Origin of the sequence: Leptolyngbya cf. ectocarpi LEGE 11479 (genome assembly GCF_015207065.1) — a bacterium.
GTDB lineage: Bacteria > Cyanobacteriota > Cyanobacteriia > Phormidesmidales > Phormidesmidaceae > Leptothoe > Leptothoe ectocarpi.
This window is the reverse complement of record NZ_JADEXP010000028.1, coordinates 1-16757: the sequence shown is the minus strand read 5'-3', so window position 1 is coordinate 16757 and position 16757 is coordinate 1. Positions and strand designations below refer to the sequence as shown.

15 protein-coding genes and 1 tRNA gene are annotated in these 16757 nt (G+C 49.6%); 10 read left to right on the top strand and 6 right to left on the bottom strand.

Annotated elements, in window-relative coordinates:
- Positions 1 to 5: 5 nt before the first annotated feature.
- From IQ260_RS05480 to IQ260_RS05470, 3 genes are all read right to left on the bottom strand, one after another.
- Positions 6 to 962 (bottom strand): transposase, encoded by a 957-nt coding sequence (locus IQ260_RS05480; protein ID WP_193991590.1) that lies wholly within the window; start codon positions 960 to 962, stop codon positions 6 to 8.
- Between the two features lie 64 nt (positions 963 to 1026).
- On the bottom strand, positions 1027 to 2043 hold the full coding sequence (locus IQ260_RS05475; protein ID WP_193991588.1) for a hypothetical protein: 1017 nt from the start codon (positions 2041 to 2043) through the stop codon (positions 1027 to 1029).
- 280 nt (positions 2044 to 2323) lie between these two features.
- Entirely contained in the window at positions 2324 to 2995 is a 672-nt protein-coding gene (locus tag IQ260_RS05470; RefSeq protein WP_193991587.1) for an Npun_F0813 family protein, read from the bottom strand.
- Between the two features lie 349 nt (positions 2996 to 3344).
- Between IQ260_RS05470 and IQ260_RS05465 the strand changes: the two genes are divergently transcribed.
- A tRNA-Arg gene (locus IQ260_RS05465) sits at positions 3345 to 3417 on the top strand.
- Between the two features lie 169 nt (positions 3418 to 3586).
- Positions 3587 to 4624: a hormogonium polysaccharide biosynthesis glycosyltransferase HpsE gene (gene hpsE / locus IQ260_RS05460; RefSeq protein ID WP_193991585.1), complete on the top strand. Its 1038-nt coding sequence runs from the start codon at positions 3587 to 3589 to the stop codon at positions 4622 to 4624.
- 4 nt (positions 4625 to 4628) lie between these two features.
- On the opposite strand, the gene IQ260_RS05455 is transcribed toward hpsE, so the two are convergent.
- Positions 4629 to 5234 (bottom strand): hypothetical protein, encoded by a 606-nt coding sequence (locus tag IQ260_RS05455; protein ID WP_193991583.1) that lies wholly within the window; start codon positions 5232 to 5234, stop codon positions 4629 to 4631.
- Between the two features lie 93 nt (positions 5235 to 5327).
- Positions 5328 to 6809 (bottom strand): signal recognition particle protein, encoded by a 1482-nt coding sequence (gene ffh, locus IQ260_RS05450; protein WP_193991581.1) that lies wholly within the window; start codon positions 6807 to 6809, stop codon positions 5328 to 5330.
- A gap of 507 nt (positions 6810 to 7316) precedes the next feature.
- Between ffh and IQ260_RS05445 the strand changes: the two genes are divergently transcribed.
- From IQ260_RS05445 to IQ260_RS05410, 8 genes are all read left to right on the top strand, one after another.
- Positions 7317 to 8045, top strand: a complete 729-nt coding sequence (locus tag IQ260_RS05445; RefSeq protein WP_193991579.1) for a DUF4114 domain-containing protein — start codon at positions 7317 to 7319, stop codon at positions 8043 to 8045.
- 181 nt (positions 8046 to 8226) lie between these two features.
- Positions 8227 to 9195: a DNA-methyltransferase gene (locus tag IQ260_RS05440; RefSeq protein ID WP_193991577.1), complete on the top strand. Its 969-nt coding sequence runs from the start codon at positions 8227 to 8229 to the stop codon at positions 9193 to 9195.
- Between the two features lie 667 nt (positions 9196 to 9862).
- Positions 9863 to 10507, top strand: a complete 645-nt coding sequence (locus tag IQ260_RS05435) for a hypothetical protein (RefSeq protein WP_193991575.1) — start codon at positions 9863 to 9865, stop codon at positions 10505 to 10507.
- Positions 10508 to 10622: 115 nt separating this feature from the next.
- Positions 10623 to 12260, top strand: coding sequence for a peptide chain release factor 3 (locus IQ260_RS05430; protein ID WP_193991573.1), 1638 nt, complete (start codon positions 10623 to 10625; stop codon positions 12258 to 12260).
- Between the two features lie 31 nt (positions 12261 to 12291).
- Entirely contained in the window at positions 12292 to 13470 is a 1179-nt protein-coding gene (locus IQ260_RS05425) for a cysteine desulfurase family protein (RefSeq protein WP_193991571.1), read from the top strand.
- A 41-nt stretch (positions 13471 to 13511) separates the two neighbouring features.
- Positions 13512 to 14441: a 2-hydroxyacid dehydrogenase gene (locus tag IQ260_RS05420; protein WP_193991570.1), complete on the top strand. Its 930-nt coding sequence runs from the start codon at positions 13512 to 13514 to the stop codon at positions 14439 to 14441.
- A gap of 264 nt (positions 14442 to 14705) precedes the next feature.
- Entirely contained in the window at positions 14706 to 15473 is a 768-nt protein-coding gene (locus IQ260_RS05415) for an HAD family hydrolase (RefSeq protein WP_193991568.1), read from the top strand.
- 25 nt (positions 15474 to 15498) lie between these two features.
- Entirely contained in the window at positions 15499 to 16251 is a 753-nt protein-coding gene (locus IQ260_RS05410) for an RIO1 family regulatory kinase/ATPase domain-containing protein (RefSeq protein WP_193991566.1), read from the top strand.
- 38 nt (positions 16252 to 16289) lie between these two features.
- Here IQ260_RS05410 and IQ260_RS05405 read toward each other — a convergent pair.
- Positions 16290 to 16757, bottom strand: a 468-nt coding sequence (locus IQ260_RS05405; protein WP_193991565.1) for a DUF4058 family protein, incomplete at its 5' end; no start/stop codon positions are given.

Below are 16757 nucleotides of genomic sequence, written 5' to 3'. Positions count from 1 at the left end.
AAATGCTAACCCAAGAGCGAATAGATATTGCCATCGATTAATAAATGGGTGATCCCCTTCGCCTGTAGATAAGACGTCGCCTTGGTAATTAGCTGACCGTCCGGTACCTTGATTACCCGCTGGTTGCGGCGTGAAAAGCGTCGGGCCACGCGATGATTGTCAAATACCGGTAAGGTCAGGGCTGATTCCTGCTCCGCCGGAACGTCACCGAGTTCAGCAAATTCCTTTAAAGGATGGGTAATCAGCTCAGACAAGCGATCAACGACTAGATAACAGGTCCGGGGAAATACGGCATCCGATAGGGGCATAATCTCTACAGCCGTTCCTAATAGCCCGGATTCAGAGGCATCACCGTCATCATCGTCGTCGTCTTCATCGTCTTCGTCTTCGTCGTCATCGCCAAAGTCGTCATCGAGTTCGCTATCAAGGTCGTCTAAGTCCTCGTCAAGCTCGTCGTCTAGGTCCTCGTCGTCGAGTTCCGCGTCTTCAATATCATCCTGACGATGCTCATCGGACCCAGTGCGCGATTCGGTCACAGCCGATACATTATCTCGCTTTCGCGGTGGGGGTATAGGAGCCTTCTCCTCTGTGACCTTCTCCTCTGTGACCTTCTCCTCTGTATCCTCCTCATTCAGTAATACCAACTGACCATCATCTTGGGACTTGCGAGCATCGTCCTTCGTTCGCGATCTCGTACGAACGCGACGGACAGGCTTCTCTGGCTTAGACTTCTCGTCGGTCAGTTTTGGCGCTGAAATAACTGGCTTTTCCGATGGGCCTGACCGTTTTTGGGCAATAAGTGCCCGATATTCCTCGTCGGGCAGCTGTGTTTTCAGAATACGGCTAATGGTACTTGTGCTAACGCTATAGCGTTTGGCAATGGTAGAGGTGGTTTCCCCTGGCTGCCGATATATTTCAAGTACATCACGTTTATCAGCGTCAGACAGTTTGCGCGGTGCCATACTCGCAACAACCCACAAGGGCTAGTAAAAATGTCTCTCTAGTATGCCAGGTTTAGGCGTGGTGTCATGCCCGACGACGCGATCCCCGACGCGACCGTTTAGAAACGTCATATTCGATGGCGGCTCCAGCGGCAAAGAAGAGGGCCGATAAAATCCAGAAGACTTCCCATAGGGCTCCTTCGATATAGTTATCGCCCACAGCGGCAAAGGCCATATCGGCGATGTATAGACAGAAGGTTGCGATCGCAATCAGTTTCCAAGACTGGGAAAACCGTCCCCCCCAAAATGCCACCAGCAGCGCTGCCGCAATTACGACTAAAACGCAATCCGCCAGAACATACATTAGTGTGACCGGATCCTCAAATCGCTCTAGCCCCTGATCCAATGCCTGAGCCCACCCTGGAGCCGGTAACAAACCAGCCACAACTTCATCCTCAGCCGCATCGTCAGTCGTTTCTTCAACTTCAGCGGCGTTTTCTGCCGGTTCCACCACAGGGTCTGATTCGGGAGGTGCTTGCGCCAGCTGTATTTCTGCAGCCATAGCCGGCTGTGGCAATATCTGAGCCGCCGCTGACGGCCAGCCAAAGTTCAGAATACAGGCCAGAAAGATTCCCGCCGCACCAATTGCGAAAATCATCACCCACTGCGGCACGCTCAGGTCAATACGGCGTGGCAAAGCAGCCAACAGCATACCCACGATCATGGCGACATAGCTAATAAAATAAAAACCGTCGCCCATAGATACAGAAGGATCCAAGCCCCAAACCGTACCCCACAAGAAAAAGAAAACGGTTCCCGCAGCATAGGCCAGCATGCCAATTCCCAGAGATAACCAGACAGTTCGACCACTAATAATCTGCGAACTGCCAGAATTTCGAAAACAGAGAAAAGCCGCTAAAAGAAAAGCAAAAATCTCTAAAAAATTAATCGATGTTAAAAACCAGTCCGGTCGCGCATCTTCTCCGGGTGCGAGCGCTCCAAACAGTAAAAAGAAAATGATGGAAATAATGCCCCAGCCAAGGCAAAGAATCAAAGTAGACTGGCCTGAGTTGGCTTTAGAAGCCTTGGAGGACTGAGTCAAAGCTCTACTCCCAAATGAAATAACACCAAAGATAAAACCGATGGGTATGAGTGACTACCCATCTAAAACCAAGGACAAAACATTAACCCAGCCGCAGTCACAACCAACTAGCCAATGGTGAGTACAGCTAAGCCCAGAATACCGCGCAACTGAAGTCAAGACTGACCACAGTTAAAGAAATAACCAAGCTTTATCGGGACAGGCTTTGCGCACACGCAGCATACCCAAACTTTAGGCCAAAAACCAAGGTTTGCAAAAAAAAGCAATGCCCATTTTATGACTACTGCCAAAGCTGACCGCTAGAGAGCTGTTTCAACCATGTCAAAAAAGTATCCCGTTCAGTAGAAGGCAGATCGTCTAATGCTTCCAAAGCTCGTTCTGTAAAGTTAGAACGGCCAAAATAATTTCTACCAATGCGGTGGAGTTCTTTAAATATGCCATTGAGATGATTGGTCTGCCACGGGGGTAATGATGCAGACAAGGGATCCAATTTCAGCAAACTAGTTACTGACTCTTCAGATGACATTTGAGGGAGGCGTAGCTGTTGCCCGAGCGTTGCCAGATCGCCTTCAAAGCGTTTAGCTTGCTTAGTGCCCATCAAATCTTCGATATCTTCATACATCGCCTGAATAATCAGCACCCCAGCTTTCACAAATACGTTGCTTACACCAGCCGCCGTATCTCTTGACGCCGTGTCCTCTGAGGAAATGTGTTCTAGCTGAATCTTTCCCCATACACTAAAGCGCTCTGGCTCTTCGAGTAGCACACAGGCTTTCCCACGATTGTCCGTTAGCTCACGCCAAAGGCTACGGGCATCCTCTTCTTGGGCCGCATTAAAAACACTCAACAGGCGAAACGTCTGCCCTTGATAAGACAAAATCGGAATTTTTTGCTCTTTAGACGGATGCTGAAAACTGCCGATTTCCACATCCTGGCGCTTTAAGATGAACATAGTGCCGCTGATAAATGCTAACCCGAGGAGCCAAAACACTATTAACCCTAGCGAATGAATCCCTAGCCAATCTGCTTTTCTGTCACTGTCAGTAAGTTCGACCTAACTCACTACGTTAGTAGAAATACGATAGTAGAAAACCGTTGACTAAAACCATTTTGTGACCCCAGCTTACCCAGTTCGCTGTTATCCGGTCACAGAGCCTGTATTCTAGACTCTTCGTAGACATGATAGATTGTGGTCAGCATCCCCTAAACCTATAGACTGTATTCAACATTTGCATCAAAATAGCACTGATTCATCATCCATCTCGTTCGGTCTAATTGAGCTACTGTTGAGTTATATGTAGGGACCCTTAGCTCAGTGGATAGAGCAACCGCCTTCTAAGCGGTCGGTCACTGGTTCGAATCCAGTAGGGTCCGTTGAATTTTCTAAGTTACAGAGCACTCTGGTGAAAACTGCGTAAACAGTTGGATTGTGGTTGGTCATTCGTAACATTAATTCTGTTCATGGGAATTCTGAAAATAGTGTCAGCTGGTCGTGATAGCGGGCTAGACGCTCTTATAAAAGAATTCTCTGGGCTGTTTGTGAATGATCAACGGATTAAAAAATGTCGAACGCCTAGTTGGATTAAGACATGTATTTAGTCGATTCTTTCCCGAAAAGATTAGGTTAGATTTTTCGGTAGCTATCCCTACCTACAACGGTGGTAACCGTTTGGCGGCTGTTTTAGAATGTCTGTGCTGGCAGCTCAATACCGATGACCTTAGTTGGGAAGTCATTATTGTTGACAATAACAGTACAGACAATACTGCGGCTATTGTCCAACAGTATCAGCGTGGGTGGAGCCGACATATTCCATTACGCTACGCGTTGGAAACCAGACAAGGTGCTGGCTACGCTCGGCAAAAAGCTATTCAGCTTGCCGCCAGTCCACTAGTGGGATTTTTAGATGACGATACTCTGCCGGGTATGACTTGGCTGATTTCCGCCTATCGGTTTGCCCAAGAGTATCCGCAGGCTGGTGTCGTTGCTAGCCGCATTCAAGGTAGTTTTGAAACTGATCCCCCAAAAAATTTTGAACGGATTGCAGCCCTCTTAGCACTGACCGAACGGGGCTCCCAACCACTGATGTATGAGCCTAAGCAAAAGGTGATTCCACCATCAGCAGGAATGGTCGTCAGACGCCAAGTCTGGATGGACCACGTTCCTGAAGAACTTGTCCTCACCGGACGTACAGGCACTAGTATGCTCACTGGTGAGGATACGGAGTCGATTTTACATATTCAACGAGCTGGATGGGAGGTGTGGTATAACCCCAACATGCGATTACAACATCAAATTCCTAGTGTGCGGTTGACTCGTCCATACCTCCAAAAGCTTTGTCGAGGTATTGGGCTCAGTCGCCATCGTACTCGCATGTTGAGCATTTCCCCGTGGCAACGGCTGCCGATGCTGCTGCTGTACAGCCTGAATGATATCCGCAAGATATTGGTTCACTGTCTTCGCTATCGCCAAGACGTTATCCATGACGACGTGGCAGCCTGTGAACTGACGCTGTACACAGCTAGCCTGATCAGTCCTTTGTTTATGACCCAGCGCAGTCTCAAACAGCGGCTGCAAAATTGAACGATTATCTAAAGGCGGCCTGTTGCTGGAGGTAGCTTTGTAAGCGGGTTACGTCTTCAGGAAGAATGACATTTAGTTTACCTATGGTAGCTACCCCATTTACATCAGGTGTAATCTCAACCCAGTAGGCATAGAGAGTCCCTAGACGCACCTCACCTTGAATTCCACGGACTTCAGTTATGTAGCCATCAATGATCTCTGCTCGACGATAGTCGGCATAGGTTTCTGGCCCATAGATAGTGCGTAGGGATTCTTCTAAACGTGTAATGGTGACCGGTTCGTCGTAGTCCACTAGGGAAAATTCTTCGCGACGGATGATGCTGAGATTGGGTTGCCTATTAGAAGCAGACCATATCGAACTATCTCCACTTTGTTGAAAGCCACCGATGGGAAAAACGCTGGCTTGAAAGGTAAAGCGACGAGAGGGAATATCGGCTCGATGCACTCGCAGTCCTTCACGACTATCGGCACGTAGCGTGGGGTGTCCCTGCATCCAAGTTTTCGTCTCGTTGACGGAGTATCCTGGCAAACCATAGCTAGGACTACCGGACAGCCAGCAGGGCAAACCAATACCCAAGGCAAGTAAACCAAGGCCAATCTGCTTTTTCATATGTGTGATAAACGTGGCTTCAACTTATGCCGACTAGGTTGCCCAGATCGACCCTATGGCGACTCTTTCGATTAGATGGATGTGCTAGACGGGCTAAAGGGTGCCAAAGCCTTTTTTCTTTTTCTTTTTTTTGTTCTTTTTGGGGCCACCGCTGTAACCACGAAAACCAGGGCGACCACCACCGCCCATGCCGGGCATGCCGTCCGGCATACCGCCGCCCATACCTGGGAATCCGCCCATGCCTGGGAATCCGCCACCCATGCCGGGCATGCCACCACCCTGGCCCATTTGCTTCATCATTGAACGCATTTTTTGGAAATCGCTGACCAGTTTACTAATATCGCGGTCAGCATAACCGGATCCCTTGGCAATGCGGCGACGACGACTGGGGGAATTTGCTAGCAGATCGGGATCTTCCCGTTCCTGCTTGGTCATGGAGTTGATCATGGCTTCACAACGTCGCAGCTGGGTTTCCCCCTGCTGTAGCTGGTCGGCTGACAGCTTGTTAGACATGCCCGGAATCAATTTCATGATGCCGGTTAACGAACCCATGTTTTTCATCAAGCGGGTTTGCTTGAGAAAGTCGTTAAAGTCAAACCGGGCTTCTAAAATTTTGGCTTGCAGCTGCTCGGCATCGGCAATGTCCACTTCTTCCTGGGCCTTTTCTACCAGGGTGAGGACATCTCCCATGCCCAAGATACGAGAGGCCATGCGGTCAGGATAGAAGGGCTGTAGTGCTTCTACCTTTTCACCGATACCAATAAATTTAATGGGTTGCCCTGAAATTTGCCGAATCGATAGGGCGGCTCCACCACGAGAATCGCCATCCATTTTGGTCAAGATAGCGCCAGTAATCCCAATCTGGCCATGAAATGTTTGGGTTAGGGTGGCGGCTTCTTGTCCTGTCATGGCGTCGACTACCAGCAGGACTTCATTAGGGTTAATGGCTGTTTTGATTTGCTCCAGCTCAGCCATCATGTCTTGATCGATTTGTAGTCGACCCGCTGTATCGACAATGACCGTATCGATACCGTCTTCTTTGGCTTTGGCAATCCCGGCTTTGGCAATATCGACGGGGTTGGCGGCGGTGCCCATTTCAAACACGGGTACACCGATTTGTTTTCCCAGGGTGATTAGCTGATCTACAGCCGCCGGACGGTAGACATCGGTTGCCACCAACATGGCTGAGCGTTCTTGCTTACGTAGGTGGAGAGCTAATTTAGCTGATGCGGTGGTTTTACCCGTACCCTGCAAACCAGCCATTAACACCACGGTAGGCTTTTTCCTGGCGTCTGCTAGGGGCTCATTGGCATCCCCCATGAGGGCAACCAGTTCGTCGTAAACAATTTTGATGAACTGTTGGTCTGGGGCTACTCCACTGACGACCTCGGCACCCTGAGCTTTTTCTTGTACGTCGGCTACAAAATCTTTGACTACGTTAAAGCTGACATCAGCTTCTAGCAGTGCGCGTCTAACTTCCCGAAGCGCCTCTTTGATGTTGGCGTCAGAGATTTTATCTTGGCCGCGTAGGGTTTTCCATGCGGATTCAAATCGTTCTGAGAGGGCTTCAAACATGGGAAGGAGGGAAATTGATAACCGGAGTATTGATCCATACTAATCGCTTTACCCCCGTCTACCGAACATCCCCAGATATTCATCGGGATGTAAAAACGCTACGTGAAATTCCTAAGGCAGTTTGGTGAAGGGATGGATAAATTGACTGCTTTTCGAGATGGATATTACGGATACCCTGTGGAATTTACGGTGAATTTTATCTCTACATAGGCAATGGCCTGAGGCGCAAGGACTTGCACAGGGAGTGCCTACATCTCTACAGGGGCACCATCTGGCGTTATCACTTGGGCTGGGAGAGAAATAGCTATCCGACGTAGTCCTGGTGTCGTGATTAACACTGACTGGCTGGTTCATTATCCATAAAGATTTGGCCTTGATTGTGGCATGACTTCAACGACAGAAATCGATAGTCACACTGACGTCATTCAGTATCTTTTTTTACTTAGATCGTGGCAGAACACGTGTTGATCAAGGTTTTTCTTTTTTGCCAAGACAGGGGTGATGACCATGAAGTTTATAAACGTATTAACATCGGTATGCGCCGCTGCCGTTGCCATTACAGGCTTAACTCAAGATGCTTGGGCTGCAAACCTCAATCGAGCTGATTATGAAAATCAGCTAGGGGGTAAATATGGCCTCAGTTATGACCAATGGATGTTATTTAATCAGTTGGCGACTAATGAAGAGCGGTTGGCCATTGAGGAATCGGCTCTAAACCCTGTGAGTCTCGATGATGTGACTTGGGAAACAGGGGCAGAAAATATTGAGGTTTTCTTTGTTAATGACGGGGCGGCTGTCAGGGGGGAGCTTTTTTATTCAACGGATGCTGGGGGTAGCTTAGAGACAATTTGGGATGATATTGCATCACCTAATAGTTTGATCCCTGAAGCAGATGGCCTCCTGTCGCTGGGGGAGGGTAAGCAACTGGGTGAGTTTGCGAGCGGTACTATCTTAAATGTCTTTCTACAGGCCGATGGCAATCTCTATGGGATTGATTCTGCCAGTAATCCTGATGGTGAGGACCATATTGCGGCCTATGAGTCAGGTGATTTTTTGCTATTGGGCTTTGAAGATCGCTCTGGTCGTTTAAATGATCGAGATTTTAATGATGTTGTGATTGCCATTAAGGGATTAACGAACTCAGACCCTGATGCGACTGATGTTCCAGAGCCTATGGGGGTGACTGCCATCATTGGTATGAGTATGCTGGGTCTGGTTCGTCTACGTCGTCGTTAGTTTCTTTTGGTGGTAGTTTAGGTTGACCCAATGGGTCGATAGATTTTTGTCTGGATACTGGTCTGGACATTTAGATAAGACGCTCAGCGGCTGACTTCAAAGGGTTGGCCGCTAATGTTTTAAATACGGCAGCGGTATTCTAGACAATTGCTATGCTGCTGTATAGGCCAGTGGAAAACGGATGAACGATGATAGGCAACGAGCACCCAATAACCGCACCCTAGTGCTGAATGATGATGAGCGCCATGGGTATTGTCAACAGCTGGTGAAACTGGCCCCAGATGAATCTCGGCAGATATTGGAAAACGTGACTATTTGTCAGGATACGTTTGAGGCCCTGCCTTTATTACCAGACGAGTTTGTTGATTTATTGGTTGTTGACCCGCCCTATAATCGCTCTAAGGTTTTTAATCGCTCAACGTTTAATCGTCGGTCGGCGGATGCTTACGCAGCCTGGTTGGATAGCTGGATGTCCCAGGTGGTCAGGATACTGAAGCCACATGCATCGAGCTATATATGTTGTGATTGGCAGTCGTCTCCAGCGGTGTATAGCGTTTTTTCAAAGTATTTTATTGTCCGTAGTCGGATTACATGGGAGCGGGAAAAGGGGCGGGGGGCAAAACAAAATTGGAAAAATTCATCGGAAGACATTTGGTTTGGCACGCTGTCTGATGAGTATTGGTTTGATGTGGAGGCGGTAAAGCTAAAGCGTCGAGTGTTGGCTCCGTATCGCGATCGCAACGGCGATCCCAAAGACTGGCAAACGACAGATCGTGGAAAATTTCGCGTTACCCATCCCTCTAATCTATGGACAGATATTTCGATCCCATTCTGGTCAATGCCAGAAAATACCGATCACCCGACGCAAAAACCAGAAAAACTGATCGCTAAAATCATTCTGGCTAGCAGTCAACCTGGGGATCTTGTATTCGATCCATTTTTAGGATCAGGTACCACCTCTGTGGTCGCCAAAAAACTCAATCGTAGATACGTCGGCATTGAAATGGATGAGGACTATGCCTGTATCGCTGAAAAACGACTAGACCTAGCCACTACTCAGCCTGAGATTCAAGGATATGCCGGGGGTTATTTCTGGGAGCGTAATAGCCTCAATTCTCAGCAGCAAGCCCGACGGCAGCAGGAAAACTAGTCTGAATCCTTGGCTTTTTCTAAGGTGACGCAGTAGTAGACGATGGAGTGATGACGGTTTCAAACAAAAAATATTGTTGTTGCTGGCCAGTCATTACATTTTCTAAAAACTGGTCTACAGGACTGTGCGTTCTATTACGGACTGCTCCATAATATGTTCATAAAATTGGTAAAAGCATACGTAAGTAGCGATCGCTAGAATGAAGCTCAACTTGTTAGATATCTTGAAAGCTAGTGGCCGTTCTTGTCATCGTAGGCATCTGTGAACAAGCTGTTGTCTTGAGATCAGATCTAGTTTTCTTTAGTTTGAGTTTTGCCATTGCTGATTTAAGGGATAGACCGATCTGTGAAATACGCTATTAGCCGATATTTTGCAGATAAAGCCACACCGGGGATCAGCAATATCTGCGTTTTTTATTGCAGTGGTCCCGATGCAGCCCATAGGCAGCAGGAAGTCTGTAGGGGCAGTCAAAATCAGGCTTAAGTCACACAGCCACTGATTTTGACTGCTCGGCTCGGCTATCAAGGCATGCTGCTCCTAGCGTGTTCTATTAGCTGGCAAGCGGTCTATGGTATGGGCCTTAGCGGGGATATCTATGGGGATATCTACCCACAGGGCCATTTTTTAAAACAGGAATGATTCTGAAATAGGGGAGTGGGAGCTAGCTATGGTTGCATCTAAATTTAAGCAGTTCGGTAAACAGGGGCTGTGGGTTTTGGCCATAGTCAGCCTAATCGGAGGTGTCAAGGCTGCCAGTAATTTTATTAGAGTTGCTGATGCTGTCGTTCCCACGCACCAAACAGTGTCCAGCCCGAATGCAGAGGCTGTTGCGGAGTTTTTAGTGTGTAGTGAAGCGGCTGACTGGCAGCGCCCTAGCCCGGATCAGCAGCAAAAGCAGCTGGCTGATGATGAACGTTATGGCAGCTTGTTAGCGGATAAAGAATTTCAGCAGACAGCCAATCGGTTTTGGCAGCACGATGTTTTGAGCTTTACCACCTATGGTTTAAGTGCCCGTATGGAACCGGTCAATTTGTCAGGATTGTGGTCTGTGGCCGACGATGTGTGGGCCAACTGCTACAGCCATGGTGAGGGTAGTGCCATCAATTCCGGTAACCTGGCCGAAGCCTGGTTGATGCACCATCATGTGGTGGATTTGCAATGGCAGGACGACCACTATGTGATGGTCGTAGAGCCCGATTCACAAGGTATGCAAGTGGTTCAGTTTGCCCGCCGTGAGGCTGAGGCCGATTTACCCCTGACGGTGGTGACTACCCAGGGAGTGGTGGTGGAGCACCATGATGCTGATTGGTAGTCGCGGTTGGTAGTCTTCAGCTAGTAGTCTCTAGCAGGCACCGGACAGTACAATGGTTGCTACCTCAGTGCTCAGCCTGAGGATTGTGCCATGCTCACAGAGCTGAAACACCTCCATGACCACTACCCTATCGTCTCCAGCAGATATCGACGAGGCTGTTGAGCAACGTCGTAATTTTGCCATTATTTCCCACCCTGACGCCGGTAAAACAACGCTAACCGAGAAGCTTCTGCTCTATGGAGGGGCTATCCATGAAGCGGGATCGGTTAAGGCGCGTCGGGCGCAGCGACACGCTGTCTCTGACTGGATGGAGCTAGAACAACAGCGGGGCATCTCGATTACGTCAACGGTGCTGCAGTTTAGCTACGATGACTATCGCATCAACCTGCTGGATACCCCTGGTCACCAGGACTTTAGTGAAGACACCTATCGCACCTTGGCGGCTGCAGATAATGCGGTCATGCTGGAAGACGCGGCCAAGGGATTAGAGCCTCAGACACGCAAGTTGTTTGAAGTTTGCAAAATGCGAGGACTGCCAATTTTTACCTTCTTCAATAAATTAGACCGGCCTGGACAAGAGCCCCTGGCACTTTTAGATGAGATTGAGAAAGAGCTAGAGCTGTTTACCTATGCCGTTAACTGGCCCATTGGTATGGGGGACCGGTTTAAGGGGGTGTTTGACCGGCGCAAACGACAGGTGCATTTATTTGAGCGGTCGGCCCATGGTAGCAAAGCAGCGGCTGAGACGGTGCTTGATTGGGGCGATCCCAGAATTGAAGAGCTGATCGGTGACGATGACATCTACACCCAGTTTTTAGAAGAGCTGGAAATGCTGGATGAGCTAGGTCCGGAACTGGATTTGGAACTGGTCCACAGTGGGGAAATGACCCCTGTATTTTTTGGCAGCGCCATGACCAACTTTGGTGTGGAACTGTTTTTAGAATCGTTTTTAGACTTTGCGCTCAAACCGGGGCCTCGGGAGAGCACTGTGGGTATGGTGCCCCCCACCCGCGAAGAGTTTTCTGGGTTTGTGTTTAAGCTGCAGGCCAATATGGATCCGCGACATCGCGATCGCGTTGCCTTTGTGCGCGTATGCTCGGGGCGATTTGAAAAAGACATGGTAGTCAACCATGCCCGCTCAGGTAAAAACGTGAGACTATCCCATCCACAAAAGTTGTTTGGTCAAGGGCGAGAGTCTTTGGAAGCGGCCTACCCAGGCGATGTCATCGGTTTAAACAATCCGGGGGTGTTTGCCATTGGTGACACCATTTATCAAGGCAAAAAGCTGGAGTACGAGGGCATTCCGTTTTTCTCTCCCGAACTATTTGCCTATCTCAAAAATCCCAACCCGTCTAAATTTAAGCAGTTTCGCAAAGGTGTAACCGAGCTACGGGAAGAAGGCGCAGTGCAGATTATGTACTCAGCCGATGAGTCAAAGCGAGATCCGATTTTGGCCGCTGTGGGACAGCTGCAGTTTGAAGTGGTGCAGTTTCGTCTCAAGAATGAGTACAACGTCGATACGATGTTGGATATGCTGCCCTACAGTGTTGCCCGCTGGGTGACCGGAGGGTGGGAGGCACTCAAAGATGCAGGGCGATTGTTTAATACGGTGACAGTAAAGGACAGCTATGGCCGTCCGGTGTTGTTGTTCCGTAATGAATGGAACTGTCAGCAGGTGGAAGGGGAGCATCCAAAACTGGCGCTGAGTAAAACGGCTCCGGTGGTTTCGGGTAAGGAGCCAGACGAAATCTAGCGCAGTTCATCGGCGGATAATCGGGCATATTATGCAGATCTATTTAGACTACAGCGCTACGACACCGCCACGGCCTGAGGTAATTGCGGTGATGGCGGCGGTGATGAAAGACGACTGGGGAAATCCATCGAGCCTGCATAGCTGGGGGAGTCGGGCGGCCACAGTGATGGAAACGGCGCGGCTGCAGGTGGCGGAGCTGATTGGGGCAGATGCGATCGCGCTTGCATTCACCGCCAGCGGCACCGAAGCCAATAACCTGGCAATCATGGGGGTGGCTCAACAGTATCGTCAGCCCCGTCATATGATTATCTCGGCTGTGGAGCATTCTGCCATTGAAAAGCCTGTGGCCCTGCTAGAGCAGCGCGGCTGGAGCATCAGCCGTTTGCCAGTGGATAGCTATGGTCAGGTTAAGCCAGCAGACTTAGCTCAGGCACTGCGCAAAGATACGGTGCTGGTATCCGTGATTTATGGCCAAAGTGAAGTAGGTACCTTACAGCCGATTACTGAGCTGGCCGCCGTTATTCAGGCCAGTGATTCTCTTTCTAAGCCTCTCTTTCATTCTGATGCTGTCCAAGTAGCCGGTCGATTGCCGATTGATGTGCAGACCCTTGGGGTGGATTTACTCTCTATCTCTAGCCATAAGCTATATGGCCCCCAAGGGGTGGGGGCGCTGTATGTGAAACCGGGCATTGACCTGATGCCGCTGATCAATGGCGGCGGACAGGAGAATAATTTACGCTCGGGGACTCAGGCAGTGTCTACGCTTGCTGGCTTTGGGCTGGCGGCAGATCTGGCCATGCAAGAACTCTCCTCAGAACACCAGAGACTGCTGAAACTACGCGATCGCTTAATCGAACAGTTGCAAAGCCATCCTGAGCTAGTGCTCACAGGGCACCCCCAGCAGCGCTTGCCCCACCATGTGAGTTTTTATCTGCCCAATGCCGATGGTGAACGAGTGACGGGTAAAACTTTGGTGCGTCAGCTAAATCTGGCGGGTATTGGAATTAGTGCAGGGTCAGCATGTCATAGTGGAACGCTCACACCCAGTCCGATCCTAAAAGCGATGGGATTTAGCGATGCTGCAGCCAAGACAGGCATTCGTCTAACCTTAGGTCATCAGACGACAGAAGCGGATGTAGATTGGGCTGCGGCAGCGCTACGACAGATTGTTGAACGGGTCATGGCGAGTCAGTTGGTGACAGCAGTTTGATGGCCGTTTGATGTAGATTTGTTGCGGTAGACACCACATCCATGACGCTGAGTCTGATTTGTCCAACCAAAGACCCTGCACCTTGGCTAAAGGCTATCAACGCCCTAGCCCCAGAAATAGATCTGCGAGTATGGCCTGACGATGGCAACAAAGCTGATGTTACCTTTGCCCTGGTGTGGGCCCAGCCCCAGGGAATTTTCTCCCAGTATCCCAACCTGCAGGTGATATCGTCCATGGGAGCGGGGGTGGATAATCTGTTACAAGATCGTTCGATTCCTCCCCAGGCTACAGTTGTGCGGATGGTTGACCCACGGCTGGTGCGTCAGATGGGAGACTATGTCTTAGCGGCTGTATTAAACCACGTGCGCCAGCTGTCAGACTATGGGCAGTTCCAACAGCAGCGGCAGTGGCGGCCTTTGCCACCGCGCAATCTTGATCAAGTCACCATAGGCGTGATGGGTATGGGGCAAATTGGCCATGCTGTGGCGACGCGTCTCAGCCAGTTAGGATGTAGGGTACTAGGCTGGTCTCGACGAGAAAAAAACATTGCAGATGTGCAAGTATTTGCCGGGCAACAACAGCAACCAAATTTCTTAGCGGCCAGTGAAATTCTCGTCTGCTTGTTACCGTTAACGGCTGAGACTGAGAATATTCTCAACATAGAAACCTTAAGTCAGCTCCCCCAAGGAGGCTACTTAATCAATGTGGCTCGGGGGCATCACCTGGTGGAAGAAGATTTACTCTCATTGCTAGATAACAATTATCTAGCTGGGGCTTGTTTGGATGTATTTCGTCAAGAACCTTTGCCCCAAGAGCACCCCTTTTGGACCCATCCTAAAATTACCATCACTCCCCACATTGCTAGCCTGACCGATCCAGTGTCGGTCGCGCCGCAAATTGTTGAAAACTACCGACGAATGGAGTCTGGAGAGTCCTTGTTAAATCAGGTTGATATTCGTCAAGGCTATTAAAAGAAAAAAGCCCAACGCTAGGGCTGAGCTTTTTTGAAACGCTTCGAGAAATGCCTGACTAGGCACATGAGTATATGAACGGCAGAGCCAGCTACAGTCCTCAAGGAGTCAGCGAGCTCTGCCGTCCAAATTCAACATATCAAGTTCAGGCGATGGCTGTTTGTAGCAAACCCTACGAGTTGAGAACTTGTGACCGTCTGCTATCTATGGACCAGATTCCCAATGGCGGTAAAATTAGCCCTAGTCAGTTAACAGGAGAAGTTTGTGGCAGAGCTAAAGTCGTTGATTTTTGATGTGGATGGCACCCTGGCCGAAACGGAGCGGGATGGCCATCGGCCTGCCTTCAACCAAGCTTTTGCGGATACAGGTCTAGATTGGGACTGGACACCGGAACTTTATGGCAAGCTGCTTGAGGTATCTGGTGGGAAGGAACGAATTCGGGCCTATGTGCAAGATTATCTCAACGGGTTTCAGCTGCCTGCGGGCTTTAGCGATCTCGATGCCATGATTAAGCATTTGCATGCTACTAAAACCCAGTATTACAAACAGTATGCGGCGGCTGGCAAAATTCCCCTGCGTCCGGGGGTGGAACGGTTGCTGAATGAGGCGCGGAGTGAGGGGGTGAGACTTGCGATCGCAACCACTACCACCCCTGCCAATGTGCAAGCCCTGCTAGAAAACACCCTCGGTGCCGACAGCCTCAACTGGTTTGACGTCATCGCCGCTGGTGACATGGTTCCTAAGAAAAAGCCAGCCCCCGATATCTTTGAGTACGCCTTAGAGCATCTCGATTTACCGGCTGATAACTGTCTCGCCTTTGAGGACACTAATAACGGCCTTCGCTCTGCCACACCCACCGGTCTCAAGACCGTGGTTACCGTTAACGAGTACACCCGGAATCAAGACTTTACGGCTGCGAAGCTGGTGCTTAGTAATCTCGGTACTCCCGAAGCACCGTTTAACGTGCTAGCAGGGGACGCAGGCGATGCCACTTACTTCACTATCGAGCTGGCCCGTTATCTACTGGCCTAATCTATTGGTCTAGATTATTGACTCCATGGAGAGTGTTCTCAGCCTAGAGCAGTTTTGGCAAAGTCTGGCTAGGCAGCTCTTAGCCTATCCCAGCGGTGATGCGGAGACTCTGACTCACCGCTGGGTTGAGCTACAGACATTGGGTATTGAGGCAGTGTATGACTACGGCCCAGAGACCTTAGCAGGTTTGAAGATGCTCGGTCTGGGTTACTGCGGTGTGGTGTTGCGAGTGCGCCATGGCGGCAGCGATCGAGTACTCAAAATTCGTCGGGAGCCTGCGCCTCAAGCGAGCTTACACCGGGAAGCGGACATGCTGATGCGGGCAAATGCGGTCAGTGTGGGTCCGCAGTACATCGCCCATAGCGATAACTTTTTGCTAATGGACTATGTTAAGGGGCCAACGCTGGTGGACTGGCTGCTGCAGCCTCAGCCCGCTGAGGCAATTCATAGCGTAGTTTCACAGCTTATCTATCAGGCATACCGGCTGGATCAAGCTGGTATGGATCATGGCGACTTACGCTGCATTACCGCCCATGCTTTAGTTCAATCTGACACTCCAGTCCTGATTGACTTTAGTGGAGCTAGTTTAGACCGGCGTTCGGCCAATGTAACGACTCTGGTGCAAGGATTATTCATCGGCACAAAGGTCACTCAACTATTGAGGTTTTGGTTTCCTCAGCTTAATAAAGCTGAACTGATTGAGTATCTTCGTAAGTATAAGCAACAGCCTTCGTCAGCAAATATTACTCTACTTTTGACCTATCTGGAGCTGGATTAGACTTTTTCTAATTTCTAAGAGGCTAAAGAATTTTAGTATCACAGATATTCCAGCACCCACGTTTGTTCTGCACCATTAAGCTGTGGGGAAAGCACTTGACCATAATCGATTGCTAACTCAAACCGAGCCCTGTCATATATTTGAGATATCAGTGGCTGTAATTGCAATATCGGCTCTGTCTCGTCCGCTTGTAATGGCACTCCAAAGGCTGGAATCTCTTGGCCTAGGTTAAACCCATAGAGCTGAGCTTGGGGGCGATCGCAACTACGACTAATCAAAATTCGATAATCTGAAGCCATATTGCCCTTCATCGGCAAAGGGCGGCCACCTCGCAATAGGTCAATTTCCACAAAATTTGTACGACTACCCAGCACCTGCTGCCGCTTTTGCAAATAGGCATCACGTCCTGCACCTGAGCGTTTATTTTTGGGTGATAGCAGCTCAATAGTTGTGATTACAGTACCTGTAGTGCCCTCGCGAATTTCCAGATAGCGCTCCTGTACTTC